The organism is Streptomyces sp. NPDC006476 (assembly GCF_040612015.1).
GTDB classification, from domain to species: Bacteria; Actinomycetota; Actinomycetes; order Streptomycetales; family Streptomycetaceae; genus Streptomyces; species Streptomyces griseorubiginosus_B.
In genome coordinates this window covers 25407-48469 of record NZ_JBEXPK010000030.1, presented here as the reverse complement: position 1 = coordinate 48469, position 23063 = coordinate 25407, and the positions used below count along the sequence as shown (strand labels likewise).

Below are 23063 nucleotides of genomic sequence, written 5' to 3'. Positions count from 1 at the left end.
GCGCCAGTGCTGGGCTTAACCTCCACTTCGACTCCTACGCCTACCGCATCGGGCGGCCACGAAGCCCGCCCAAAGGGCGGCTCATCTGTGGTGTTGTCAACGACAGCACGCGGCGGTGGACCGGTGGACGCGATGCTCGACGGGCTGCCCCGGGTTGCCTACCGGCTCGGCGCCGACCTGGACCCCGTCGACCTGTTCACCGATCCCACCGCCGGGCCCTGGCTCGAAGCGTTCAACTGGCCGGAACATGTCACGGAACTCCACACGTTGCGGGCCGCGATCGACCTGGCACGGTGCGGGCCCCTGCCACTGGTGTGCGCCGACGCCGTATGGGATACCGCACGGCTGATCGCGCAGGTTCCCGGGAAGATGCCGGTGGTGGTGTTCACCGCCTCCCTGCTCAGCTACCTCGATGCCCAGGCGCGGGCCCGGTTCGTTGCCCAGCTGGCCACCGCGGCCCGCACACGGCCGGTGACCAGGGCGGCGACGCCCGATACATCGAGTACCACCAGTGCCGAGCACGGAACGGGTCTGCCTATCCCCCATCGACTTCCTGGTCGGCGGCTTCGTTGGCGCGGTTGATCTCGGTCATGTGCTCCTCCGCCCAGGTCCGCAGCCCCGCAAGCGCGACTTCCAGAGACAGCCCGAGTCCGGTGAGTCGGTAGAAGACCCGCGGCGGCACGGTGGGTTCGACCCGGCGCGACACCAGCCCGTCGCGGGTCAGGTTTCGCAGCGTTACGGACAGCATCTTCTGCGAGACGCCGGGCATCCGGCGTCTCAGCTCCGCGAAGCGCACCTCGTCCGGTGCCGCATCGGCGAGCGTCTTGACGGCCATGGACGTCCACTTCGTACCTATGCGGTCCAGCAACTGCCGCGTCGGGCACCGAGGATCGAACAGATCTCCGCGCACCCCGCGACTGGCGGTCCGGGCTCCTTGGGTGGTCACCTGCGGCTCACCACCTTCCGTCAAAGTGCCGTCTGGGCAGCGGTCGGACGGTTACCTATCGTTTTGTGGTCACCAATGGTAACCACTGAGGGGTCGTCATGCCTGCCACCACCGCACACCAACTGCGCCGCATCGCGACGAACGGCGTCCAACTCAATGTCGCAATCGCCGGGGACGGACCTGCGGTTCTCCTGCTGCACGGCTTTCCGCACACCTGGCAACTCTGGAGCGCCATCATGGGCCGACTGGCCGGACAGTACCGGGTCATCGCCCCGGACCTGCGAGGGTTCGGTGCCAGTACACGAGCCGTCGAGGGTTACGACGCAGGCACCCTCGCCGCCGACACCGAAGGGCTACTCGACGCACTCGGCGAGCCCTCGGCAGCAGTGGTGGGCATCGACGCGGGCGCCGCCCCCGCCGTCCTGCTCGCGCTGCGCCGCCCCGGCCTCGTCCGGCGCCTGGTCGTGATGGAGGCACTGCTCGGCCGCCTGCCCGGAGCAGAACACGTCATCGCGGGCGGCTCCCCGTGGTGGTTCGGCTTCCACGCCGTCCCGGGCCTCGCCGAGACCGTCCTGGCGGGCAACGAGGCCCCGTACATCGACTGGTTCCTCGACTCGGGGACACTCGGACGAGGAGTACCCGACGACATCCGTGCGGCCTTCGTCCACGCCTTCACCGGGAGCGAGGCCCTGCGCTGCGCGTTCTCCTATTACCGGGCCCTGCCCACCAGCGCGCAGCAGATACAGGACGCCGTCGCGACGGCTCGACTGACGATGCCCACCATGGCCGTCGGCTCTCACCCCGTCGGCACCGGGCTCGAACGCCAACTCCGTCCCATCGCCGATGACCTGGTCGGACACCACCTCCAGGACAGCGGCCACATCATCCCCCTCGACCGCCCTGACGCATTGTTCGCGCTCCTTGCTCCCTTCCTTTCCGCCGACCTGCCGAAGTGAACGGAGCGGGGCCGAAGGATCACGGTCGCCGGTTCGGGCTTTCGTCCCAGAGGTGAGTTTTCCTTGACCGCCGGATCAGGTTGCGCACGGTGATGATTGTGTGGGCGAGGTCGAAGAAGGCATCAATGACGGTGACGCGACGCTCGTAGCACCGGGTGAGACGGTGAAAGGCGTTCTGCCAGGCGTGAGTGCGTTCGACGTGCCGACGCGCCGAGGCCTGAATGGGCGCCTTCTCCCCCTTATATGCAATGCGTCCGTTCAGGCCGCGTTCGCTGAGCAGCGGGTGGTGTTCGAGTCGTAGCCGGCGTCCAGGTGCACGGTGCTGGTGTCGGGCAACGGGCCGAGGTCCTCCAGACGATCCAGAGTCGGGGCGAGCAGTGGAGAGTCGTGGCGGTTGGCACCGGCCAGGACGCGGCCCAGCGGAATGCCGTATTCATCCGTCGTGCGGCGCGGGTGACCGGTCCGCCCGGAATGGCCTTACGGGCAATACAGAGCGGGCACCCTCTTGCGCGGCCACATCGAAACGATGTGTACATCGTTTCGATGTGAGAGCCTGGGGTCATGCTTGAACTCGCGATCCTCGGCTTCCTCGCCGAAGGCCCCCTGCCCGGTCACGAACTGCGACGGCGCATCACGCACCTGACCGGCTACAGCCGTCCGGTCAGCGACGGCACCCTCTACCCGGCCATCAACCGGCTGACGAGGGCCGGGCTGATCGAACGGCGCCCTGCCCCCCAGGCGGGCGGTGGCCGGTACGTGCTGAACCTGACCGCGCAAGGACGCGAGGACATGCTGCGGCGGCTGCGGGAACCGGCCGAGCACGAGATCACCGATTTCTCCCGCTGGTTCACGATCCTGGCGTTCCTCTCACTGCTGCCCGACAGCGCCGAGCAGAACGCCGTGCTGCGCCGCCGCCTGGACTTCCTGGAGGCCCCCGCCAGCTTCTTCTACGACGGCGACACGCCGCTCCGCGCCGAGCAGGTCAGTGACCCTTACCGGCGCGGCATGCTGCTCACCGCCCGCGCCATCAGCCGCGCCGAGCGTGCCTGGCTCCACGAGGTCCTGGACGGCGACGGCATCCGAGGAGCGGACGAGCAGCCCGGCCCCCGGACCCACACCCGTGATCGGAAGGACTGAACATGCTCGCCTCCTGGTACGACCAGCAGGGGCCGGCCGCCGAGGTGCTCCAGCTCGGCGAGCTGCCCGACCCCACCCCCGGCCCCGGTGAGGTCCGTGTGCGTGTCACCGTCTCCGGCGCCAACCCCGGAGACACCAAGAAGCGGCGTGGCTGGACCGGCTCGGCCATGCCCTATCCGCGGGTGATCCCGCACAGCGACGCCGCCGGCATCGTCGACTCCGTCGGCGACGGCGTCGACGCGCACCGCGTCGGGCAACGCGTGTGGGTGTACGGCGCCCAGTCCTACCGCCCCTTCGGTACCGCCGCCCAGTACACCGTCGTCCCCGGCGACCTCGCCGTCCCGCTGCCCGAGCACCTGCCCGACGAACTCGGCGCGAGCCTGGGCATCCCCGGCATCACCGCGCACCGCACCGTCTTCGCCGACGGCCCTGTCGACGGCAAAATCGTGCTGGTCAACGGCGTCCTCGGCGGGGTCGGCTCACTGGCCGCCCGGCTCGCCCGCTGGGGCGGGGCCACGGTCATCGGCACCGTCCGACGCGGCACCGAACTGGACCGGATCGATCCCGCGGTGGTCTCCCACGCCGTCGCCCTCGACTCGGGCGACCCGGCCGCCGCGATCCGCGCCCACGCACCCGACGGCGTGGACCGGATCGTCGAGGTCGCCCTGTCCGACAACGCCGACCTGGACGACGCCGTCGCCGCGAACGGCGCGGTCACCGCCGCGTACGCCACCCGCTCCGACCGCACCGAGATCCCGTTCTGGACCCTGCTGTTCAACAACGTCACCCTGCGCCTGCTCGGCAGCGACGACTTCCCCGCCGAGGCCAAACGCCAGGCCGCCCGCGACCTCACCGCCGCGGCCGCCGTCGGCGCCCTCACCGTCGACGTCGGCGACCGCTTCCCGCTCGCCGACATCGCCCAGGCCCACGACCGCATCGACGCCGGCGGCCGCGGCCGCGTCCTGATCGACATCCCCCAGTAGAGAAACCCTGGCGGGAGATTCGTTGAGCCCGGCCGCATCCGGGTCACGCAGCGGGCGCAGGGGGCCGGCGGCTGCCGGCGTTCACTCCTGCTCGTTGCCGCCTCCTCCTCGTCCGCCTGTGCGCGAGACCCAGCACGTCCCGCACACTCCACAAGCGGGCGGCCCCCGGGCGTGAGTAGTTGCGGCACTTCCTGTACCCCAACTACTCACGCCCGGAGGAACTGTGGAAGTGCCTCGACTACCTCCGGCCCGGCGAACCCTGGTGATTCCCTCCCTCGACCGGCTGGGCCGCTCGATCCAAGATCTGATCTCGATCGTGTCCGGTCTACGGAAGCGCGGCATGGGCTTCCAGTCGCTCCACGAGTCGCTGGACACCACGACCTCGGGCGGCCGCCTGGTGTTCCACGTGTTCGCCGCACTGGCGGAGTTCATCCGGGAACTCATCGTGCAGGGCACCCACGAGGGTCTGGCGGCTGCGGGCCCGCGGGGAGCGCGTCGGCCGGCCGCCAGCAATGACCGAGGAGCAAGTGCGGCACGCGCGGGCCCTGTTCCACCGATCCGGAGAACACGATCACTTCGATCGGGAAGCTGCCCGGAGTCTCGCGGACCACGATCTACAAGTACGTGCCGGAGCTGTCGGCGGCCGCGATTCCCTCGTGCAGGATGCGCTTGGTGCAGCCCTGCCGGGCCCCGTTGAGAGTGGGCCGATCCGCGGGGCCCGCACCGAGGTGCGGGCCCCGCCCTGTCACACCGTGAACGGGCGAAGGATGGATGCGATCCGCCTGAGGGAGACCCAGCAGGTGTGCTCGTCCCGCTCGAGGCCGCACAGTGCGCTTACCTCTTAGGCGGCTCGGCCGCAGAAATATCGGTGAGTTCGAGCAACACGAGATCCTGCCAGGGGCTGAGCCCGGTCTCGGTGTCAGCCCCTGGCCCCAGGCGTGATGCGTGCTCATCCGGTGAGACCGAGTTCGCGTATGGCGTCGTCGGGATGGTTGCGGGGTAATGGTCGTGGGCGGCGGCGTTGTTCCACCACCCGGCGAGGTGGGTGAGGCTATCGCCAGGCTGCGGAAGGTGGCGAGGGCCCGGGGCAGGCTGCCGGTGCGGGCGCGGCAGGCGTCCTCGCCGAAGGTCACGTCGCGGACGAAGTGCTGGGCCTCCGGCGGCCGCGGTCGAAGCGGTGTGGCGTCGTGGATTATTGGCCGGGGTGCAGGCCGAGCCAGCCAGGGGTGGGGGCACCCTGGACCTCGCCGAAGTAGAGGCTGAAGGTCTGCCGCCAGCGTTCGGCTTCGGCGCGGTCGGCCATGAAGCGCGGGAACTGGTCGAGGTGGGCGTTGGGGTACTCCCAAATGGGCCGCAGTCCGCCGGTGGGAGTGACGTCGGTGCGCACGGACCAGCCGTCGAAGGAGGCCTGCTGGACGGTGGGGGAGATCGACCAGTTCAGGTACAGCTTTGCCGCAGCGGGGTGCTTGGCGCGCTTGAGTATCCCTGCGCGCTGTCCCCACGCCATGAACGGGTGCCGGTCCGCGACGACCCACTTCACGCCGGGCGCAATCGGAGCTGCCAGCGAGCCGGCGCCGCCGACGCCGACGAGCTTCTGCTTGCTCGCGACCGCGACGATCGGGGTGGGGGTGCCGCGGCCGAAGGTGATTTGTTGGGCGGCGAGTTGGCGTACCCAGTCCCAGCCGTAGGCCTGCGCGTAGAGCTTGTACAGGAAGAGGACCGCGTCGTCGTCGTTCGGGTACGAGGAGGCGATGGCTCCCTTCCAGCGCGAGTCGATAAGGTCCCGGGGTGTCGCGGGGCCGGTACTGCCGAGTGAGGCGTCGTACATGTAGCTGAAGGCGTAGACCGCGATGCCGACCCAGGCGCCGTCCGGGTCTCGGAAGTCGTGGTAGAGCTTGGAGAAGCCGGCCGGCTTGTAGGGGGCGAGCACGCCTTGGGACTTCCAGCGGGTGAAGTCCTGCAGGGTCTGCAGCTGCACTACGTCCGGCACGAGCGTGCCAGTGGCCAGCTGGTTGTCGATGCGCACGTCGTGGTACTTGCTGTAGTCCACGACCATGGTCAGATCGATGTCAGGGAACTGCGCCAGGAACGCCGCCTTGGTGTCGTCTTGCTGGTCAGGGGTGTCGCCGCCGGCGTAGATGACCAGCTTGCCGCCTTCGCGCTTTGCGTCGGCGTAGAGCTGGTCGAGGGATTTGGTCTCCTCCCGAGCGTGGATGTCAGGGCGCCCTGCGGTCGCGGCCTGCGCAGCCGCCGCCGGGCCGGCGGCCAACGGCGCGCCCAGGGTCGCCGCGCCGAGCGCGGCCCCTGTGCCGAGCACCTGCCGCCTGCTGAAGTAGGTCATGGGGCCGGATCCTCTCCGTCGCGATGAGCGCCGAACACCACGGCGGTGCACCACGGCGCAGCAGCGTCAAATCCTTGTTCCTTGAGTCTTCAAGGAGTGACGCTCACGCTATGCCCAACTGCTTGAAGGGTCAAGTAATATTGATGACGTGACGGCGTCGACGCGAAGTGGCCCTGGCCGTGCGGGCGAGGGGCGTGCAGTCTCGTATCGTCGACCAGGTGGAACAAATGCAGTGGTTGAGTCCGCGTGAGTTGCGGGTTTGGCGCCTGCTGGCGGCCGTGCTCGTCCTGGTGCCGGAGGCGATCGAGGAGCAGTTGCAGCGCGAGGGGGCGCTCACGCATTTCGGCTACGGCGTGCTGTCCATCCTCTCGGAGGCGCCGGGGCGCTGCATGCGCATGAGCGAGCTGGCGTTTATGGCTTACGGCTCGCAGTCGAGGCTTTCGCACGCGATGGCCGGCTTCGAGCGCCGGGGATGGGTGCGTCGCGAGCGGGCCGCCGACGATGGCCGCGGCAATATCGCAGTGCTCACCGACGCCGGATTTGCCCAGGTGAAAGCCGTTGCCGCCGGACACGCGCAGAGGGTGCGCGCGGCAGTCTTCGACGCGCTCACCACACAGCAGCTCGGCGAGTTGGAGGGCATCTGCGCGGCGCTGCTGCCGACGGCGATTCGCGAACGGATGCTCAGTCATCAAAATGAGGACGAGGAAGGGCTTGCCCACGCTGAGGACACCGGTCTCGCGGCAACCCACGAGAGACCGGATCGCGTCGGCGTAGATGACGAAGCAACGCATAGGACCCCGCAGCGCAACGCCACGGGGGATCAAGCAACCGTCCCGGCCGGCGCGCTCACGCAGCTCCTCAGTACCTGCGACGCCAGTGACTCGACCCCCACGCCGGACCCCGTCGACGGGCTTACATTGCTGTCAGAAGCTCGCCGCGACATCGACTTCGCAGAGCTCGAGCTCATCGACCGCGCCCGCGACAGCGGGCACACCTGGGAGCAGATCGCCGCCGCCCTGGCCATGCCCGACCGCCGCCAGGCCCAGACCCGCTACCGCCGGCTGCGCGAACGCTGGCCGCAATACAAGCCGCCAGCGTCCACATAAGCTACGCGCGGCCGTCAGAGGTCACTGCGCCGCCGGTCCGTCTCTCACCGCGCAGGGTGCCAGCGGCCGCCCGGGGGGTGGGACCGCCGACCCGACGCGTGTCAGAGCGCGACCGGCGCGGCCAGCCGTCGTACGGGCGTCGTGTGTCCGAGGATCGAGGCCGCGTGCGATGTGATCTGATCGACCAGCGCTGCGGCGGCGTCGATGGAGTGGATCAGGCCGATGGATTCTCCAACTATCACATTGGCGACGTCGTAGGGTGACGGGGCTTCCTGCGTTTGCAGGTCCCGGCCCGCTTCGTGTGCATAGAACGACTGCTCGAAGTTCACAGGGCGCGACGCGAGCGCGGCCGCCACAGTGCCCGGGCCACCCGACAGCTGCCGCCCCAAAGGCCCAGGTGGGCGTGTCAAGGCTCAGCCAAGCCGACCGAGGCCTGGCGTTGACACGCGCGCGTGGGCTGGACACTGCGCGGACGGGTGACCCCGTCATACGCCGACGTACCGACACACAAGGTGAGCCGCCGTACTGCATTTTCGGGAAGCCGCATCAACCTCACGCCGAACCCAGCCGGAGCAGACATAAACCACACAAGCGGAGCGCACCTTCGCGGATCAGAAAGGTACGCCCGCCTGCAGGCAACTCTATAGAGGACCGTGTCAGGAGGGGTCCGGTGGTCCTCGGTTACGAACCTTGCCATGACCCGACGATCTGCAAGGCGGTCCGCGTGCAGATCGCGTCTGCCTCAGGCGCGAAGTCGGCCGTCAGCACGAGGGCGGTGCGGGCCAGGTGCCGGGCCAGGCACCCGGCTGCGGCCGCCGGATCCCGCGCCACAATCGCTTCGGCGATCTTCTCGTGCTCGGTGTTCCGCGACGCCCACTCGCGAGGCTGCGAGGACAGCACGGACACCCGCCGGTAGCGCTCGGCGCGGTCCATCAGGCTCGCGATCATCTGCGCCTGCGACGGGCTCGTGAGTGCCACGATCCGACGGTGGAACTCGACGTGGGCGGCATCCCAGGCCTGCAGGTCGTCGTTCTCGACCGCCGCTGCCAGCCTGGCCACGTTGTCCGCCAGGGCCGCATGATCCGCACTCGTCATGCGCTGGGTCGTCACGGCAACCGCCGTGGATTCCAGCAGCACCCGGCTGCTGTAGACCGCGTCAAGATCCTCAATCTCGAGCGGCGGGACACGCGCACGGCGATTGCGCTCGGTGATCAGCAGCCCCTCGGCCTCGAGTAGCCGGATCGCTTCCCGGACGGGCGTGGTACTGACGCCCAGCTGCCGGGCCAGCGCGACCTGAGACAGCACCGAGCCGGGCTCAAGCGCACCCTGCAGGATCATCGTGCGTAGCCGGTTCCCGACTTCCGCGGTGGCCTGCGAGACGTTTGCGCCCGTATGCACCGGGCCGCCGGATGGCGACTGGCGCACCGCGGTCGGCTCGGCCGCGTCATCCGCCTCGCTCTGTAAAGCCCTCATGTCCAATCCTGTCTATTGCGTTGACGGCCCCTGGCACCGAGGCGGCGGAATCGGCCGACGCTAGCGCTCATGGTGACTCCGCTCACGGTACGGTGACGAACGGCGCGCGGTCGATGAATACCTGAAGACTGCTGATGACGTGCGCGTCGTGCCGGATGACCGCCATTGTGGGCACGGTCTCGACCCGGCCGTCCGGGAATGTGAACCGCTCCTGGAATTGGATCATGACGTGGCCGTGCGCATCCCAGACGTTGCGGAAGGTGTGCTGCATCGCGTGCGTCTCGTGCGCGGCCCGCAGCGCCTGGACCGCGGCCGCCTTGCCGTGCAGCGGCGGAAGCGCACCGAACGTCAGGGTGAGGTCGTCGGCGAAGTCCTTGCTGTACCCCTCGAGATCGCCGGCGTCGACCAAGGCGTAGTGGTCGACGAGCCAGCCGGGCACCTCGGGGCGCAGGGTCAGGAGCTCGGCGACATCGGTGGTTGCGGTCATGAACTCCCGCCACCTTTCCATTTTAATGCTGGCAGCATCGGGGATTTCGCCAGTGGATCCAGGCTCAGGCATGAACGCTCTGGTGTTCCAGGGCGAGCAGGGATTCGAGTTCCTCGCGCCGAGGGCGCTTGTGGAAACGGCCGCCCTGCATGATGTGCGTGATCCTGTCGCGGTCACGCATGATACCGATGTCCTGCAGCGGATCGCCGTCCACCAGAAGCAGGTCGGCGAGGTAGCCTTCGCGGACCAGCCCGAGTTCGTCGCCCATGCCCATCAGCTGGCCGCCGTACATCGTGGCTGCCCGCAGGGCTTCGGCGGGGCTGAAGCCGTACAGTTCCACGAAATACTGCAGGTCGCGGGCGTTGGCTCCGTTCGGGTTCCACGGAAAACCGTAGTCGCCTCCGGGCAGTACCCGGATACCGCGGCGCCGCATCTCGGGGATGACCGTACTCCACCGTTCGAGCGTTTCCAGCATGCCCTTCTCGGCAATGACCGTGGCGTCCATGCCGAACTGCGCTGCCTCGTAAGCGCCGGTGTAGACCACTCCCACCGCCGGTGCGACGAAGACGCGGTCCTTGGCTTCTTCGAGCAGGTCCAGGGCCTCCTCGTCGGCGTGCGTGCAGTGGTAGATGGCGCGGAAGCCGTTCTGCACCGCCTGCTTGACCGACGCGGCGGCGTGCGCGTGACAGGCCAGCCAGACCCCGGACTCGCGGGCCTGCTCTCCGGCCGCTTTCACCTCCTCGTCGGTGTACAGCAGTTGATGGGAGCCGCCGGGCACGAATGCGTCGTCGCTGGACAGCAGGAACTTGATCGTATCGACACCGTTGGCCGCCCATTTGCGGACGTATGCCCGTACCGCCTCCGGGCCGCGGCCGTGGTCGTCCGGATCGTGTACGTCGGGCACGGCGACGTCACCTTCCGGTGCGCGCTCGATACATGACGCGCGCAGCCGCGGACCGGGCAGCCAGCCGCCGTTGATCTCCGCGCGCAGCGCGATCTCGAACCTGCCGCCGAGCGATCCGGCCGAGTACGCGCTGGTGAACCCGGCATCCAGCAGAGTCTTGGCGTTGTGGGCGGTGACCAGCAGGTGTTCTTCCGCCGGGAGTTCCATGGTGGGGATCAGCCGGTCCACCGACGACGGCCACGACAGGTGGGCGTGCGCCTCGATGAGACCGGGCAGCAGGGTCTTTCCCGCGGCGTCGACGACCTCGGCGCCCTCCCGGTTCACCTGGCCCGAACCGGCGGCGACCTGTGTGACCCGGTCGCCCTCCACGCGCACCTCCCCGGCGAAAGGCTCGCCCCCGGCGCCGTCGAAGATCCTGGCGTTGATAAAGACAGTTGTCATTTTTCCTGCTCCTCAATTGCTCGGTCCGCAGTGCGGCACCGGGAAGCGCCGAGGCGCTTTTCTGCGAAATTCCGCACGGACGCGACGAGCGGTGCGGTGTCGTCCATGCCGAGCCATCCGTGCTCGGCGCCGGGCACGGTGATCAGCTCGACCTCAGCTCCTGCCCGGGTCAGTGCCGCGGCCAGCGCCTGGCTCTGCGTGAGGGGTACCAGCGAGTCCGCGGTGCCGTGCATGATCAGGAACGGCGGCGCGTCCGGCCCGACGTGGCTGACCGGGCTCGCCGCGCGCGCCTCGGCCAGGCGCTCGCCGATCGGGCCGCCGATCAGCTGAGCCTCGCGCAGGTGCGGGTCGGCCGGGTCGCACATCGCCGGAAGGTCGGCCGGCCCGAACCAGTCCACGACGCCCGCGACCGCCGGCCGCGGTTGCGTGGCCGCGGCATGCGGTTCCCCGGCAGCATCCCGAGCGCCAAGGCCGGCCAGCGCGGCGAGATGAGCCCCGGCCGACTCACCCCAGAGCAGCACGCTGGAGGTGTCCAGGCCAAGCTCGCTGCCCCGGGCGGCCAGCCAGCTCAGGGCGGCGTAGACGTCCCTCAGCTGGGCGGGGAAGATCGCCTCGGCGCTGAGCCGGTAGTCGATGCACGCCAGCGCCAGGCCGGCGTCGGTGAACGTGGAGACGGCGAACGGGAAGCGCCGCCGTGATCCTCTCATCCAGCCGCCCCCGTGCACGTAAACGACAAGGCCGGCCGGGCTCGCTGCCGCGGGAAGGTGCACGTCCATCAGAAGGGGCCGATAGCCCTCCCACGCCGCGAACTCGATGTCGCTGTAGGAGCGGGTACCCGGATGCCGTAGCTGTGGTGCCGGAAGGGGCTGGCTGGCCGGATCCGGCTGGACCGCCTGCCGCAGCTGTGCGAGCAGCGCTGGACTGAGCATGGTCAGTTCCTCCCCGGCTGCGTGCCGTGTTCCCGCGCCGCGGTCGCGGCACCGGTCATGTCGTGGAGCATCTCCCCCAGGCCCTCGATCCGGCTGGCGAGCCGGTCGCCCGCACGTAGGTAGCGCTGCGGCGTGCGACCGATTGCCACCCCCGCCGGCGTTCCGGTGAAGATAATGTCCCCCTCCAGCAGCGGGAGGATCCGCGACAGCCTGGCCATGATCTCCCCGACGCTGAAAAGCATCGACGCCGTCCGGTCCCGCTGCATCACCTCGCCGTCGACCGAGCACTCGATCGCCAGGTCGTCCGGGTCGGGAACCTCGCGGACGTCGGCCACATACGGCCCGATCGGGCTGAACCCGGGATAGGACTTGCTCAGGCTGAACTGCGGCTGGGAGTCCGCGAACTGGCGCGCGCGGTCAGACAGGTCCTGTCCGATCGTGAGCCCGGCCACGTACTTCCAGCCGTCTTCGGCCTCGATCTGCCAGGCGGCCCGGCCGATGACAACGACGAACTCCACCTCCCAGTCCACCGCGGCGGACGGCAGCGCGACAGTGCCCCGGGGACCGGTGAGACTGGTGACGAACTTGGTGAAGACCATCGGCTCACTCGGAGGCTCCACCCTGGCTTCGGCCGCATGCTCAAGGTAATTGAGACCGACGGCGAAGATCTGCCGCGGCCGCGGCACGGGCGGCAGCAGTTCGCTTGCCCGGTAAGGCCGGCCGTTGCGAAGGCTGCTTCCCGCGGCCCAGTCCGAGACTTCCTGCCACCGGGCGAAAACCGCCTGGGGGTCAGCAGGGAAGCGGCCATCGCTCGCCTGTGCGATATCGAAGCAGAGGCCGCTCTCGACCAGGTGCGCGCGGTGATCAATATTAGCGACCTTCACTCGCCACGTCCCTTTCCCGTGAACCGGTGGCTCCCGCCTCCTGCCCGGCCGGCGTCTCGGCAGGCGACGGGATGTCCACTGAACCGGCAGGCGACGGGATGTCCACTGAACCGGTGGCTTCCGCCTCCCGCCCGGCCGGCCCGACCGCCGTCTCGGCAGGCGACGGGATGTCCGCGCCCGCCACCCGGCTCGCACCGCGCAGTGTCACCACGGCGAACAGGGCGGCGATCACGGCCGCCACGCCGCACACCGCGAAGCCGAGGGAGTAGCCGGAACCGAGCGCTGCCATGGCGATGGGAGCGGCCTGGCCGGGGGGACTGTTCGGCGGCACCGAATTCACGGCAAGCGGACCGCCGGCCCGGGCGACCGCTCCGGCGGCGGCCTTGAGCCCGGCAGGCAGAGCGGAATCCTCCAGGTGCCTGCCGAACAGCGAAGACGCGCGGCTGAGCGCGACCGCGCCGACGATCGCCGGTCCCAGCGTGAGACCGAGGTCCCGCAGCATGCTGATCGCCCCGCTGGCCATGCCCGCAAGGTGCGCCGGCACGCTGTTCACCGCGACCGCGCTGATCGAGGCGATCAACAGCGCAGCGCCGACGCCCACGATGATCTGTGGCGCCAAGACCGCAACCACCGACCGGTTGGTGATACTCAGGGCCGCCATCCAGAACGCCCCGACGGCGATGAGAAGCGCACCGCTGCAAAGAACGACGCGCGGCCTGGCTCGCTCCAGCAAGCGCGCGGTGACCGGGGCTTGCACCACCATGACGCCGTTGGCTGCCAGGAACGGAACGGCCAGCAGGATCGGGCTGAGGTGCTGGATCACACCCAGGCGGAAGCTCGTTGCGTACGCGAAGCCGAGGAAGGAGAACATACCGACCACCGCGACGACCGACACCGCCGCGAAGTCGCGGTTACGGAAAAGCCTGAGCTGGAGCAACGGCGACCGCACCCTGGACCCGGCGAACAGGAAGAGCACCAGGAACACGGCTGCCGTCACGAATGCGGTGACAACTCGAGGTGAGGACCAGCCGTCGCTCGGGCCCTGGATAACGCCGTAGAGCAACGCGGACAGCCCGATCACGATGGTGACCTGGCCGGCCCAGTCGAGCGAGCGTCCCTGCGGCGCGTTCGAGTCCTGGGCGAAGCGGGAGATGATCACGCCGATCACCGCGAGCGCCGCCACGGAGTAGAACGACAACGGCAGCGACCCGTAGGTCGCGGTGAGCCCGCCGAGAAGAGGAGCGAGGCCGCCGCCGATGGCCATGGCCGCGCCCCACACCGCGATCCCGCGCGCGCGCTCTCGCAGGGTGCTCGTTCCGGCTGCCACCATGGCGAGCGTGCTGGGGAAGATCGCGGCCGCGGCGATGCCCGACAGAAGCTGCCCGGCCAGCAGCGGGGCGGAATCGTGGGCGAGCGCCGAGATCAACTCGCCGGCCGCCAGCAAAGCGGCGCCGCCCGTCAGCAGGCGCTTGCGGCCGAACAGGTCGCCGAGCACGCCGAAGGTCAGCTCGAGCACCGTGATCGGAAGCAGCAAGACGTCGGTGACCCAGGTGACCTGGGATCCCGTCAAGTGGAGGTTCTGCTGCAACGCTCCGCTGAGCGTAGCGGGCATGGCGATGGCGAGCTGGGCCAGGCACACGCCGACGCAAACCGCGATGAGCGTGGCTGGGCGCATCCCTCCGGCCGAAGCCGGGGCTGCGCTCCTATCAGGGACGGACATGCTTGACTCCATTGTCGGGGGTATGCAGATTCGAAAGGGGACAGTCCTCTTGCTTCGCTTCGGACACAGTCAGTCCGGGTAGTCGCCCGCGGGGCGCTGTCGCGTCACTGAAGGTCGGGCAGGAACTCCGGCACGGTGCTGGCCCGGGGATCGGACGCCGCCCTGAGGATGGGGAACACCTCGGCGCGCATTTCCGCTTCGTACCCGCCGATCGCCTCCAGCAGCGGCACCTGTCCGCGAGCCGCCTGGGTCAGGGCCCGGGCCAGGGACGCGGCATCCCGCAACGCGAGGTTGCCACCGGTACCGTAGGCGGGCGGCATGGCGTGAATGGCGTCGCCCAGCAGGGTGACCCGCGAGGCCGGCCACGGCTCGGCCTGCTCCAGGTGACGTACCGTCACCGGAATGATCGTCGCCGGATCGGCCCGCTCCACCAGCCCTGACATGACCGGATGCCAGTCGTCGACGACCGCCCGCATGAGGTTGTGCCGTGCATCCGCGGTCGCGCTCCAGAGCTCCGCGTCCCCGGGGAACACATCGCTGCCGGGCGGGGTAAACAGGCCCGTCATGAGATAGGGGCCGACCGGGTCGATCTCGGCGCCGGGCGCGAGATCGGCGACCGCCTCGGCGATCGGCCGCCGGGGCCGGTACGCGCCGCAGACCAGCAGGGTTCCCTTCGGGTCGGAGATCATGGCGAACCCGTCAAAGAGACCGGCAGGCAAGGTCGCCACCATTTCGTCGGTCAAGGGCGCGAGCGCATAGAGGCCGCGGAGCCCGCTGTCCACAACCGGCACGCCAGGCAGAAGCTGTCGTCGGATGACGGAGTTGATGCCGTCCGCGGCGACGAGGACATCCCCGGTCGCGGACGAACCGTCTGCGAACAACAGTCGCACGCCGTCGCCATCGGCCGTGAACCCGGTAGCGGTGCGGCCGAGATGCAGAACGTCCTTCAGGCCGACCATCATGATCTGCCGCAAAGTGCGCCGGTTGACCGCTGTGTGGGGGCGAACGGGGTCGTTGGGCGGATCCAGGTGAGGGCGCGTGCCCACTTCGTTGCCCAGGCGGTCGAAGTGAACCATGAGCGCTCGCCGCGGGGTGGCCGTCGAGGTCTGCGCGTACAGCTCATACAAGGGCTCGGGCAGACACTGTTGCAGGGCCCGGCCGCCGTCGCTGTTCATGTGCAGGCGATAGCCGCTGCGCACGACCTCCGGCGCGCTCTCGTAGACGGCGCAGCTGACGCCGCTTTTGCGCAGACCCTGCGCCAGGCAGAGCCCTCCGATGCCGCCGCCGACGATCAGCACATGGAATGACTTGGCCGCGTAACCCGCGGTTCCCTTCCCGGGTGCAGCGCTCACGTCCACCTCCTCGTAGTACGTGAGGCGGATCATATAGTCTTAGAAGCCAAAGTCCATAGAGTTCGGCCATCGATTACGTACGCAAGACGAGAACGGGGAGGAGACTTCGATGCTGCATCCGACCCCCCCGCCCGACCGTGACGGCGCACCCGGCGAGGAGCCGAGGGTGGCCGTCCCCGCACGCCACGACCACCCTGCCGGAGATCGGCCACAGCGCTTTCTGCGCCAAGAGTTACTCGATGGACCTGGCTTCCGCAGGCGGCCGGGCCGGCAGGCACGCCGGACGAGCTGCGAGGGCACGCGCGCGCCGTCCTCTCGGCGGTCCTCGCCGCCGGCGGCCCGACTCCCCCACCGAAGGCGCCTTCCACTGGACTCTATAGACTTTCCCTCGCCGTGTTCGCTCTCCCCGTGGTTGTTCCCCTTGGAGGCACCCCATGACGATCCCCCGCTACGTGCTGGCCAGCATTGAATCTGGAGGCGGCCCCGAGGCGGCCGTCGTCTACGACGACACCGTGTACGAACTTCCCGGCGGTCCCTCGATGCGGACGGTGCTGGACGACTGGCCAGGATGGACGGGACAGATCGAGTCCGCCGTCGGGGCGGGCCGCCTGGGCCGGGGCGTTCCGGTGCGGGACGTGCAACTCACAGCCCCGCTTCCGGAGCCCCGCAACCTCTACATGTGCGGCGCCAACTATGCCGATCACGCCCGCGAGATGCGCGGGCTTGCCCGCGACGCCCCGATCGCGCGCCCGCTCCACGGCCCGTTCTTCTTCCTCAAGCCGACCTCAACCGTCGTGGGTCCGGACAGCGCCGTCGCGCTGCCGCACGGCATCGAGCGCCTGGACTGGGAAGTGGAGCTCGCCGCGGTCATCGGCACCTCGGCGCGCAACCTGCCCGAGCAGCACGCCCTCGACTGCGTGGCCGGCTACACAGTGATCAACGACGTGTCCGTACGCGACCGGTTCAAGCGCGAGCCAGCTCCCGAGCCGCCGATGGCGTTCGACTGGTTCACTCAGAAGGGTTGGGCCACTACCTGCCCGATGGGGCCATGGCTCGTGCCGTCGAAGTTCTGCGCCAACCCTGGCGACCTCAAGATGACACTGATGGTCAACGGCCTCGTCAAGCAGAACTCCACGACAGCCGAGATGATCTTCGACCTGAAGGCGCAGATCGCGTTTCTCAGCCGGATCGTCCAGCTTCTGCCGGGTGACGTCATCGCGACGGGAACCCCCGCTGGTGTAGGCGCCGGCGACAAGAACTCCCGCTATCTGCAGCCCGGGGACGAGATGGTGGCCGAGGTCGAGGGCATCGGAACCTTGCGCAACCGGATCGAACGGGAACAGTTGAACGCCGCCGGCTGAGTATTCTCTCGGACGCATTCGTGTACGGCGCGCTGCCCTAGCGCGCCGTACACGAACGTCCGCGCGAAAACGCGGCCTGCGCTCACGCCGGCCTACTGCCCGACCTCCAGGATCACCCGGCCAAAGCTATCTCTGCTCGCCGCGACGACGTGCGCCGCGGCAGCCTCGGCGAGCGGGTAGCGGCGATGAACCGGGGGCCAGCTCGACGCGCCGGTCGGAGACTCCTTAGTGCCGCCTTCACGGCCGTGAGCACGTTGACGACGGCCTATTTCGGAATAAAGGCGGTTTCCAATACCGCCAAGGCCATCGTCCGTGAAAGTCAGACCCAAACGCCTGGTAATTACCCTGGTCGCCAGTAGTTGCACACCTGCGTCGACCTGTGGGCGAAGGTGGCCACCACCACCTTCGCAACGATCAGTCTCGCTCGGCTTCGCGGGAGGCCGGCTGTCTCCTCCTGCGGGAGGTCCGGCGGGTGATGCGCCTGGTCATGAGTGTGATCGCAGCCCAGGTGATCAGCGATTCCGAGTGCGGTAGCCGCCGTCGACCCACACGCCTTGTGGATGCCGGGACGGTCGGCGGCCACCTGGTCGAGCAGGTGGGTGCCGGCCACGGAGTCCTGGACGCTGGCCGCGGTGACCAACACTGCAAAGAGGAGGCCGAGCGTGTCCGTGACGATGCTCCGCTTGCGGCCCACGATCTTCTTGCCCGCGTCCGCGCTCTGAGTCCTGGCGGGAACACTGGTGGAGGTCTTGGGCCGACGGATGAAGGTCTCGCAGAGGCAGGACGTCGGACGCCCGGAACGCGGCACCAGGGGTGTCCTGGAGTGCCAGGAGGATACGAAGACCGCGGTCCAGGCCCTGTGCGGTGAAGTACTACAGACCGTGGCGCCGCGCGTAGTCATATGGGTCAGCAGCGGTCGGCGTGTGTGCGTGCCCCGTCCAGGGCCGCCCGGTACGAGGCCACTGCGATGTCCTTGAATTGGGCGAGTCGCGGGACGTGCGCGGACTTGGTCATCTCGGCGTGCAGGAAGGTGATGTCCTCGGCCAGACCGATCATTCCGAGCGCGGCGCGCAGGTAGCGCTCCTGGTGGTCGGAGTCGTGACGCGGGGTGTTTGGCCCGTATGCGCCGCCGCGGGCCGAGGCGACGACCACCTTCTTCCCGGTCAGCGGGCCGACGCCGGTCTGCGGGTCGGCGATCAGCGGCGCGATCAGGACGCGGTCGAACCATGCCTTGAAGGTTGATGGCACCGAGAAGTTGTACATGGGGACTCCCAGCACGATCGTGTCCGCGGCCAGGAGCTCCTCCACCAGGGGCCATGCCACGGCCCAGCTGTCCGCCTCTGCGCCTGGCCGCGCGGCATTTCGGGCCGCCGCTAGGTCGCGTACGCCCTCGCTCTCCAGCCGGTGCATCACCGCGATCTGGGCGTCGTCGATGTGCGGGACCGGTTCAGCCGCGAGGTCGCGGTAGACGTACGCGGACTCCGGGTTGTTCTTGCGCCAGGTGCGGGCGAACTCCGCGGAAATCTCGCGGGAGACCGACGTGAAGCGCGGACTGGAGTCAATGTGGAGCAGGCTGGTCATGGGTGTTTCCTCGGAGGGATGGAAGGGCTTCTTGCCCTTCATTTAAGCCGTCCGTAGGACCCACCAACCGTAAACTGTAGTGATGGTTTCCGACGGTGAGCGTAAGCGGAGTTGACGGTGCTGGATGTACGGAAGCTGATCCTGCTCCGAGAGGTCGCGGCCCGCGGCTCCATCGCCGCCGCCGCGCAGGCCCAGCACCTGACCCGCTCCGCGGTCTCACAGCAGCTGACCGCGCTGGAAGCGGAGGTGGGCCGGCCGCTGCTGAACCGCACCGGTAGGCGGGCCGTCCTCACCGCCGAGGGGCGTCTGCTGGTCCGGCACGCCGAACGCATCGTGGGCCAGCTGGAGGCGGCCGAAGCGGAGCTACGCGCCGAGGAAGGCATAGTGACCGGCGAACTGCGCCTGGGCGTCCCCCTTCATGAGGGCCCGGCACTGCTGGTGCCGGCTGCGATCCGGCTGCGTACTCGGCATCCTCGGTTGCGCATCACCTTGCACGGGGTTTCCGCTGCTGAGGGGCGCGAGCAGGTCAGGCTCGGGGAACTGGACGCCGCGCTCGCCGCCCGCTACACCCAGGTGCCCGAGCCCCTCCATGAGAGCCTGCATGAGGAGGGCCTGCTCACCGACCAGGTCAGGCTCGCCCTCGTCCCCGATCACCCGCTCGCCACCGGTGCCTCCGCCCGGCCGCTCACGGACTTCGCGAGGCTGCCCTGGCTCTTGAACCGCGCGTCCGCCATCGGGCAGCTGGCGCTGCAGCTCTGCGCGGAGGCCGGCTTCGTCCCGGACGTGGTGTCCGACATCGCCGACATGCAGGCTGTCCTCGCCTTGGTTGCCGCTGGGTGGGGCGTCGCACTCGTCCCCGACCTGACACCCGACCGTCCGGATCACCCCGTGGTACGTATTGCCCTGCTAGGTCGCGAGCCGGTGCGCCGGACCACCGTCGTGGTCCGGGCGGGTTCCCGCTACAGCCCGGCCATCGCCGCGTTCCTGCCGCTGTTGCGGGAAGCGGCGGCCGATCTGCAAGCCACGCGGGCACAACATGATGGGCCGGAGCGGACGCTCGACAGCTGAACGGAAAGGAGGGCGCGTTCCCACTCCAATGCCGGCATCCCGGTCAGCTGTCGGCCGCTCGACGGGACGCCGGCGTTGTTGACCGCCAGGTCCAGCCGCCCGAACTCGGCGACGGTCCGGCCGATCGTCGACCGGACGGAGTCTCGTCGGCGATGTCGACCCGGATGGCGATCGCACGCCCGCCTACCCCGGTGATCTCGTGCGCCGCGGCCTCGTCCAGGTCGAGGACCGCCACCGCCGCGCCGCGGCGGGCGAGACCGGACGCGATGGCGCGTTCGATCCCGCTGCCGGCCTCGGTGACCAGGCCGACCTTGCCGGTGAAGTCGCTCACGCCAGCGTCTCGTGATTCGCCCACGCCGCCTTGAACGGGTAGCGGGTGCGCCAGGTGTCGAAGACCTCGCCGACCTCCGGCGCGGCGAACAGGGTCCCCAGCGCCTCCACGTCGGCGGCGCCGAGCTGGACGACGGCGGTGGCGATGAACGCCGGGATCTGCTCCTCGCCGGGGACCGGGATGTGGCGCTGTGCGGCGAACGTCTGGAGCACGCCGGTACCCTTCGCAGCCTTTTCGAGGTCCGCGAAGTACTGGTTCAGGTCCGCGTCAGGAATCGGTTCGGTGAACTGAACGAACATGGTGTGGTGGATCATGACTCCATATGACCACCGGATACCCGGCCGCGTCCAAGACCTCTTCCGCAGGTATTCGATAACCTGAAGGAATGGATCTGTTGGAGGTCAGGGAGCTGCGGTACTTCGTCGCCGTCGCCGAGGAACTGCACTTCGGCCGCGCCGCCGACAGGCTCGCCGTCGCGCAGCCCGCCCTGTCGAAAACCATTAAGCGCGTCGAGTCCCGGCTGCGCGTCACTCTCTTCGACCGCACCAGCCGCAGCGTCGCGCTGACATCCGCGGGCGCGGCCCTGCTGGAGCACGGACGGCTTGCGCTGAACGCGATGACGGTCGCCGTGCAGAACGCTCAGCGCGCCGCCGACGACGCACCGCTCAGGTTCGTGATCAAACCCGGAGGAGACGCGAACCTGCTCTCCGGAATCCTCGCCGCCTACGCGGAGCAGCCCGGCGCACGACGGGTCGACATCCTCTTCAGCGGCGCCGTTGACCGCACCGATCATCTGCGCGACGGGCGCGCCGACGCGGGCCTGCTCTACGCCCCGTTCGATGACCTTGGCGGGCTGGCCACCGAGACCCTCCACGTCGAGGACCGGGTGGCCGTCCTCCCCGGAGAACACCGGCTCGCGGGGCGCGACACTGTCGCCCTGGGCGACCTCAGTGATGAGGTCTTCCCGCGGTGGCCGGGCGTCCCCGGCGGCGGGAGCGGTCCCGAGATTGCCTCTGTCAGTGAACTCACCGCTCTGGTCCGGATCGGCCGCGTCGTCGCCGTCCTGCCCCGCTCGCTCATCACGCCCGTGCCCTCGGGCATCGTATGCATCCCCGTCCCCGACGCGGGACCGAGCCGGATCCTCATCGCCCGCCGGGACGACGACCACCGCGACCACGTCACCGCACTCATCACCGCCGCCGCATCACTGCGACAGAAATAACCTGCTGCAGCACCCGTCTTGGGCAAGCCTCTCGTGAGCCTGGCGACAGGGTGGGGTCTGGACTTGTCCGGTTCGCGGTTGGGCTGGGCGCAGTCAGGCTGCGTGGCCTGCGGTGACCGGGGCCGGCGCCCCCCGTATGCATCAGAAATCCCCCGCGCCTTCGGCCCCTTGCCCTGTTGGTACACCGCGTGCGGGCTCCGTAGTACCTCCCAAGCGCCGCGCCTTTGCCTTTCGGACATACACGCAAGGGGCGGACGTTCCACCGATGCCGCATCAGGCCGGATGTCCCAGCAGGTCAACCCGTGCGCCGTCCCACGGATCCCGCAGCCGTTCGGCGGCACTGGCTCGGATGCGGATCGGCGAGGAATCTCTGTTGTGCAAACCGGACGGAGCCGGCTCTATCAGCGCCGCCCCCACTGTCCGTCAGCCGCAAACCAACACGGAGGAAGAGCAATGCAGTTGAAGACCCGAGCCGCACTCGCTGCCGGCCAGCCTGGCCAACGATCTCTCCCTGGCCGAACTCGGTGTCCGGCGGATCGGACTGCGTGGTACCTCTCTGCGCGAGGCTGGCCCGGCAAGACCGGCAGGAACTGGTCACGCAGGCCGGGCAGTTGGCCTGGCCTGCGTGGCGTGCGGCCCCGCCGTCGCACGCGAGCAGCGCTCAGTTGCCGGATTCCTGCTTCGGAGTGGTGATCATCGTCTTCGCCCGCATCTGAGGGTGGGGCGAACCGGACGCCGACGAGGTGTGTGAAGGCCACTGATTCCCTCGCCGCGTGACAGAACCGTCTCCGAGATCACGGGGAATCTTCAGCCGAGGGCGCCTTCGGGGCCGCCGACGAGGTTGGCGATGACGGTCGCGGACAGGCCGAGGACGATGGTCGCGGGGGGCGAGACGTACATCGCCTTGTCGTTCTTCGTGGTGGCGGAGAAGACGGGGCCGACTGTACGCCGCCGGTATATCAGGATGGCCACTCCGCCGAGCGTGACGACACCCGCGGCGGTACCGAGGGAGAACGCCATGGACCAGCGTTCATCGGCAAGGCACGTCAAGGTCCTGGCTTCTGGCCGCCCCGTGGCAGCACACTCACAGTCCGCGTGAAGGCGAATGACGGATCGGTGCGGCGGAACGGCCTGACGGTCAACTCCTCGGTAGGTTTAGATACTTGAGGCACATCAGCCACATCCGACCCCTACATCCCCCCACGAGGAGACCTTGATGAAGGTGTTAAAGCGGTGCCGCGCCCGAGCGGCCCTGCTGGCGCCTGCCGCCGCCCTGATGCTCTTCGCGTCCGCAGGTACGGCCAGCGCGAACTCCAGCCCCGGCTGGGGTGACGACAAGCCCGACGTACTCTCTGACTGCAACCAGGGCAACGCCGACCTGTGCCAGTACCATGAGATCAACGCCTGGACCTCGTACGGCGACTGGCACGAGTCGAGCAACGTGTTCTCGAACTGCTCGGGCACCGACAACGCCACGTTCCAGATCGCCAGCGCCTACGCGACGAACACCTCGTACTCGTACCAGCAGTCCACGAGCGTCGAGGTCAGCGCGGGATTCAGCGACACGATCGAGCTGGGCATGAAGGCCAGCACGGAGACCTCCGAGACCTGGACCCTCGGGGACACCCGCACCAACACGCAGACCGTCACCAGCACCGTCCGCCCCGGATACAAGGGCGGTTACTCGTTCCGTCCGCTCATCCGGCACTCGCAGGGCTGGATCGAGGTGCACTTTCCCTGTCAAGTTCTTCTGTTCAGCTCGGCAGCCGCCGTCGGAGCTTGGGAACGAGGAGGGGCCGCGTCGTCGCGAACGACTGGCGCGGCCCCTCCTGGTTGAGTGG

23 protein-coding genes and 3 pseudogenes are annotated in these 23063 nt (G+C 68.9%); 10 read left to right on the top strand and 16 right to left on the bottom strand.

The window, feature by feature from the left end:
- Positions 1-6 precede the first annotated feature (6 nt).
- Positions 7-582 (top strand): DUF2332 family protein, encoded by a 576-nt coding sequence (locus tag ABZZ74_RS30115; protein ID WP_356770214.1) that lies wholly within the window; start codon positions 7-9, stop codon positions 580-582.
- Here the strand turns inward: ABZZ74_RS30115 and ABZZ74_RS30110 are convergent.
- Positions 536-946: a helix-turn-helix domain-containing protein gene (locus ABZZ74_RS30110; protein WP_356770212.1), complete on the bottom strand. Its 411-nt coding sequence runs from the start codon at positions 944-946 to the stop codon at positions 536-538. The two genes, ABZZ74_RS30115 and ABZZ74_RS30110, sit on opposite strands and share 47 nt — an antisense overlap.
- A 98-nt stretch (positions 947-1044) precedes the next feature.
- On the opposite strand from ABZZ74_RS30110, the gene ABZZ74_RS30105 reads away from it, so the two are divergent.
- Positions 1045-1902, top strand: a complete 858-nt coding sequence (locus ABZZ74_RS30105) for an alpha/beta hydrolase (protein ID WP_356770210.1) — start codon at positions 1045-1047, stop codon at positions 1900-1902.
- 19 nt (positions 1903-1921) lie between these two features.
- Here ABZZ74_RS30105 and ABZZ74_RS30100 read toward each other — a convergent pair.
- Positions 1922-2343: pseudogene (locus ABZZ74_RS30100) on the bottom strand (transposase); the annotation flags it as partial.
- 120 nt (positions 2344-2463) lie between these two features.
- Here ABZZ74_RS30100 and ABZZ74_RS30095 point away from each other — a divergent pair.
- From ABZZ74_RS30095 to ABZZ74_RS30085, 3 genes are all read left to right on the top strand, one after another.
- A complete protein-coding gene (locus ABZZ74_RS30095; protein ID WP_356770208.1) occupies positions 2464-3039 on the top strand; it encodes a PadR family transcriptional regulator in 576 nt (191 codons plus the stop codon).
- Positions 3040-3041: 2 nt separating this feature from the next.
- Complete coding sequence (locus ABZZ74_RS30090) at positions 3042-4022, top strand: NADPH:quinone reductase (RefSeq protein ID WP_356770206.1); 981 nt, start codon at positions 3042-3044, stop codon at positions 4020-4022.
- A gap of 223 nt (positions 4023-4245) precedes the next feature.
- Positions 4246-4719 carry a recombinase family protein gene (locus ABZZ74_RS30085; protein WP_356770204.1) on the top strand — a complete coding sequence of 158 codons (474 nt, stop codon included), beginning with the start codon at positions 4246-4248 and terminating at the stop codon, positions 4717-4719.
- Between the two features lie 495 nt (positions 4720-5214).
- On the opposite strand, the gene ABZZ74_RS30080 is transcribed toward ABZZ74_RS30085, so the two are convergent.
- A complete protein-coding gene (locus ABZZ74_RS30080) occupies positions 5215-6363 on the bottom strand; it encodes an ABC transporter substrate-binding protein (RefSeq protein ID WP_356770202.1) in 1149 nt (382 codons plus the stop codon).
- Between the two features lie 194 nt (positions 6364-6557).
- Here ABZZ74_RS30080 and ABZZ74_RS30075 point away from each other — a divergent pair, with 194 nt between their 5' ends.
- Entirely contained in the window at positions 6558-7469 is a 912-nt protein-coding gene (locus ABZZ74_RS30075) for a MarR family transcriptional regulator (RefSeq protein WP_356770200.1), read from the top strand.
- A 101-nt stretch (positions 7470-7570) separates the two neighbouring features.
- On the opposite strand, the gene ABZZ74_RS30070 is transcribed toward ABZZ74_RS30075, so the two are convergent.
- The 8 genes from ABZZ74_RS30070 to ABZZ74_RS30035 all read right to left on the bottom strand — a co-directional run bounded on the left by ABZZ74_RS30070 (position 7571) and on the right by ABZZ74_RS30035 (position 15659).
- Entirely contained in the window at positions 7571-7798 is a 228-nt protein-coding gene (locus tag ABZZ74_RS30070) for a hypothetical protein (protein WP_356770198.1), read from the bottom strand.
- 352 nt (positions 7799-8150) lie between these two features.
- Positions 8151-8942 (bottom strand): GntR family transcriptional regulator, encoded by a 792-nt coding sequence (locus ABZZ74_RS30065; protein WP_356770196.1) that lies wholly within the window; start codon positions 8940-8942, stop codon positions 8151-8153.
- 82 nt (positions 8943-9024) lie between these two features.
- The gene (locus ABZZ74_RS30060; protein WP_356770194.1) at positions 9025-9429 is read right to left on the bottom strand and encodes a nuclear transport factor 2 family protein; all 405 of its coding nucleotides are present in this window, start codon (positions 9427-9429) and stop codon (positions 9025-9027) included.
- Between the two features lie 64 nt (positions 9430-9493).
- The gene (locus ABZZ74_RS30055) at positions 9494-10774 is read right to left on the bottom strand and encodes an amidohydrolase family protein (RefSeq protein WP_356770192.1); all 1281 of its coding nucleotides are present in this window, start codon (positions 10772-10774) and stop codon (positions 9494-9496) included.
- On the bottom strand, positions 10771-11703 hold the full coding sequence (locus ABZZ74_RS30050; RefSeq protein ID WP_356770190.1) for an alpha/beta hydrolase: 933 nt from the start codon (positions 11701-11703) through the stop codon (positions 10771-10773). The genes ABZZ74_RS30055 and ABZZ74_RS30050 overlap by 4 nt, the downstream gene beginning before the upstream one ends.
- Positions 11704-11705: 2 nt before the next feature.
- Positions 11706-12587 carry a fumarylacetoacetate hydrolase family protein gene (locus tag ABZZ74_RS30045; RefSeq protein WP_356770188.1) on the bottom strand — a complete coding sequence of 294 codons (882 nt, stop codon included), beginning with the start codon at positions 12585-12587 and terminating at the stop codon, positions 11706-11708.
- Positions 12574-14262, bottom strand: a complete 1689-nt coding sequence (locus ABZZ74_RS30040; RefSeq protein WP_356770186.1) for an MFS transporter — start codon at positions 14260-14262, stop codon at positions 12574-12576. The genes ABZZ74_RS30045 and ABZZ74_RS30040 overlap by 14 nt, the downstream gene beginning before the upstream one ends.
- A gap of 149 nt (positions 14263-14411) precedes the next feature.
- Positions 14412-15659 (bottom strand): NAD(P)/FAD-dependent oxidoreductase, encoded by a 1248-nt coding sequence (locus tag ABZZ74_RS30035; RefSeq protein ID WP_356770184.1) that lies wholly within the window; start codon positions 15657-15659, stop codon positions 14412-14414.
- Between the two features lie 434 nt (positions 15660-16093).
- Here ABZZ74_RS30035 and ABZZ74_RS30030 point away from each other — a divergent pair, with 434 nt between their 5' ends.
- Complete coding sequence (locus ABZZ74_RS30030; RefSeq protein ID WP_356770182.1) at positions 16094-17020, top strand: fumarylacetoacetate hydrolase family protein; 927 nt, start codon at positions 16094-16096, stop codon at positions 17018-17020.
- Between the two features lie 613 nt (positions 17021-17633).
- Here ABZZ74_RS30030 and ABZZ74_RS30025 read toward each other — a convergent pair.
- Positions 17634-17732, bottom strand: a pseudogene (locus tag ABZZ74_RS30025) (IS5/IS1182 family transposase); the annotation flags it as partial.
- A 194-nt stretch (positions 17733-17926) separates the two neighbouring features.
- Positions 17927-18601 carry an NAD(P)H-dependent oxidoreductase gene (locus tag ABZZ74_RS30020; protein ID WP_356770180.1) on the bottom strand — a complete coding sequence of 225 codons (675 nt, stop codon included), beginning with the start codon at positions 18599-18601 and terminating at the stop codon, positions 17927-17929.
- Between the two features lie 117 nt (positions 18602-18718).
- Between ABZZ74_RS30020 and ABZZ74_RS30015 the strand changes: the two genes are divergently transcribed.
- Positions 18719-19669, top strand: a complete 951-nt coding sequence (locus ABZZ74_RS30015; RefSeq protein ID WP_356770178.1) for a LysR substrate-binding domain-containing protein — start codon at positions 18719-18721, stop codon at positions 19667-19669.
- 43 nt (positions 19670-19712) lie between these two features.
- On the opposite strand, the gene ABZZ74_RS30010 is transcribed toward ABZZ74_RS30015, so the two are convergent.
- Both ABZZ74_RS30010 and ABZZ74_RS30005 read right to left on the bottom strand, forming a co-directional pair.
- Positions 19713-20000: an SDR family NAD(P)-dependent oxidoreductase gene (locus ABZZ74_RS30010; RefSeq protein WP_356770176.1), complete on the bottom strand. Its 288-nt coding sequence runs from the start codon at positions 19998-20000 to the stop codon at positions 19713-19715.
- On the bottom strand, positions 19997-20314 hold the full coding sequence (locus ABZZ74_RS30005) for a hypothetical protein (RefSeq protein ID WP_356770174.1): 318 nt from the start codon (positions 20312-20314) through the stop codon (positions 19997-19999). Before ABZZ74_RS30005 ends, ABZZ74_RS30010 begins: the two co-directional genes overlap by 4 nt.
- A gap of 71 nt (positions 20315-20385) precedes the next feature.
- On the opposite strand from ABZZ74_RS30005, the gene ABZZ74_RS30000 reads away from it, so the two are divergent.
- Complete coding sequence (locus ABZZ74_RS30000; RefSeq protein ID WP_356770172.1) at positions 20386-21222, top strand: LysR family transcriptional regulator; 837 nt, start codon at positions 20386-20388, stop codon at positions 21220-21222.
- Between the two features lie 831 nt (positions 21223-22053).
- Here the strand turns inward: ABZZ74_RS30000 and ABZZ74_RS29995 are convergent.
- Positions 22054-22236 (bottom strand): annotated as a pseudogene (locus tag ABZZ74_RS29995) (respiratory nitrate reductase subunit gamma); the annotation flags it as partial.
- Positions 22237-22438: 202 nt separating this feature from the next.
- Here ABZZ74_RS29995 and ABZZ74_RS29990 point away from each other — a divergent pair.
- Positions 22439-23059, top strand: coding sequence for a hypothetical protein (locus tag ABZZ74_RS29990; protein ID WP_356770170.1), 621 nt, complete (start codon positions 22439-22441; stop codon positions 23057-23059).
- Positions 23060-23063 lie beyond the last annotated feature (4 nt).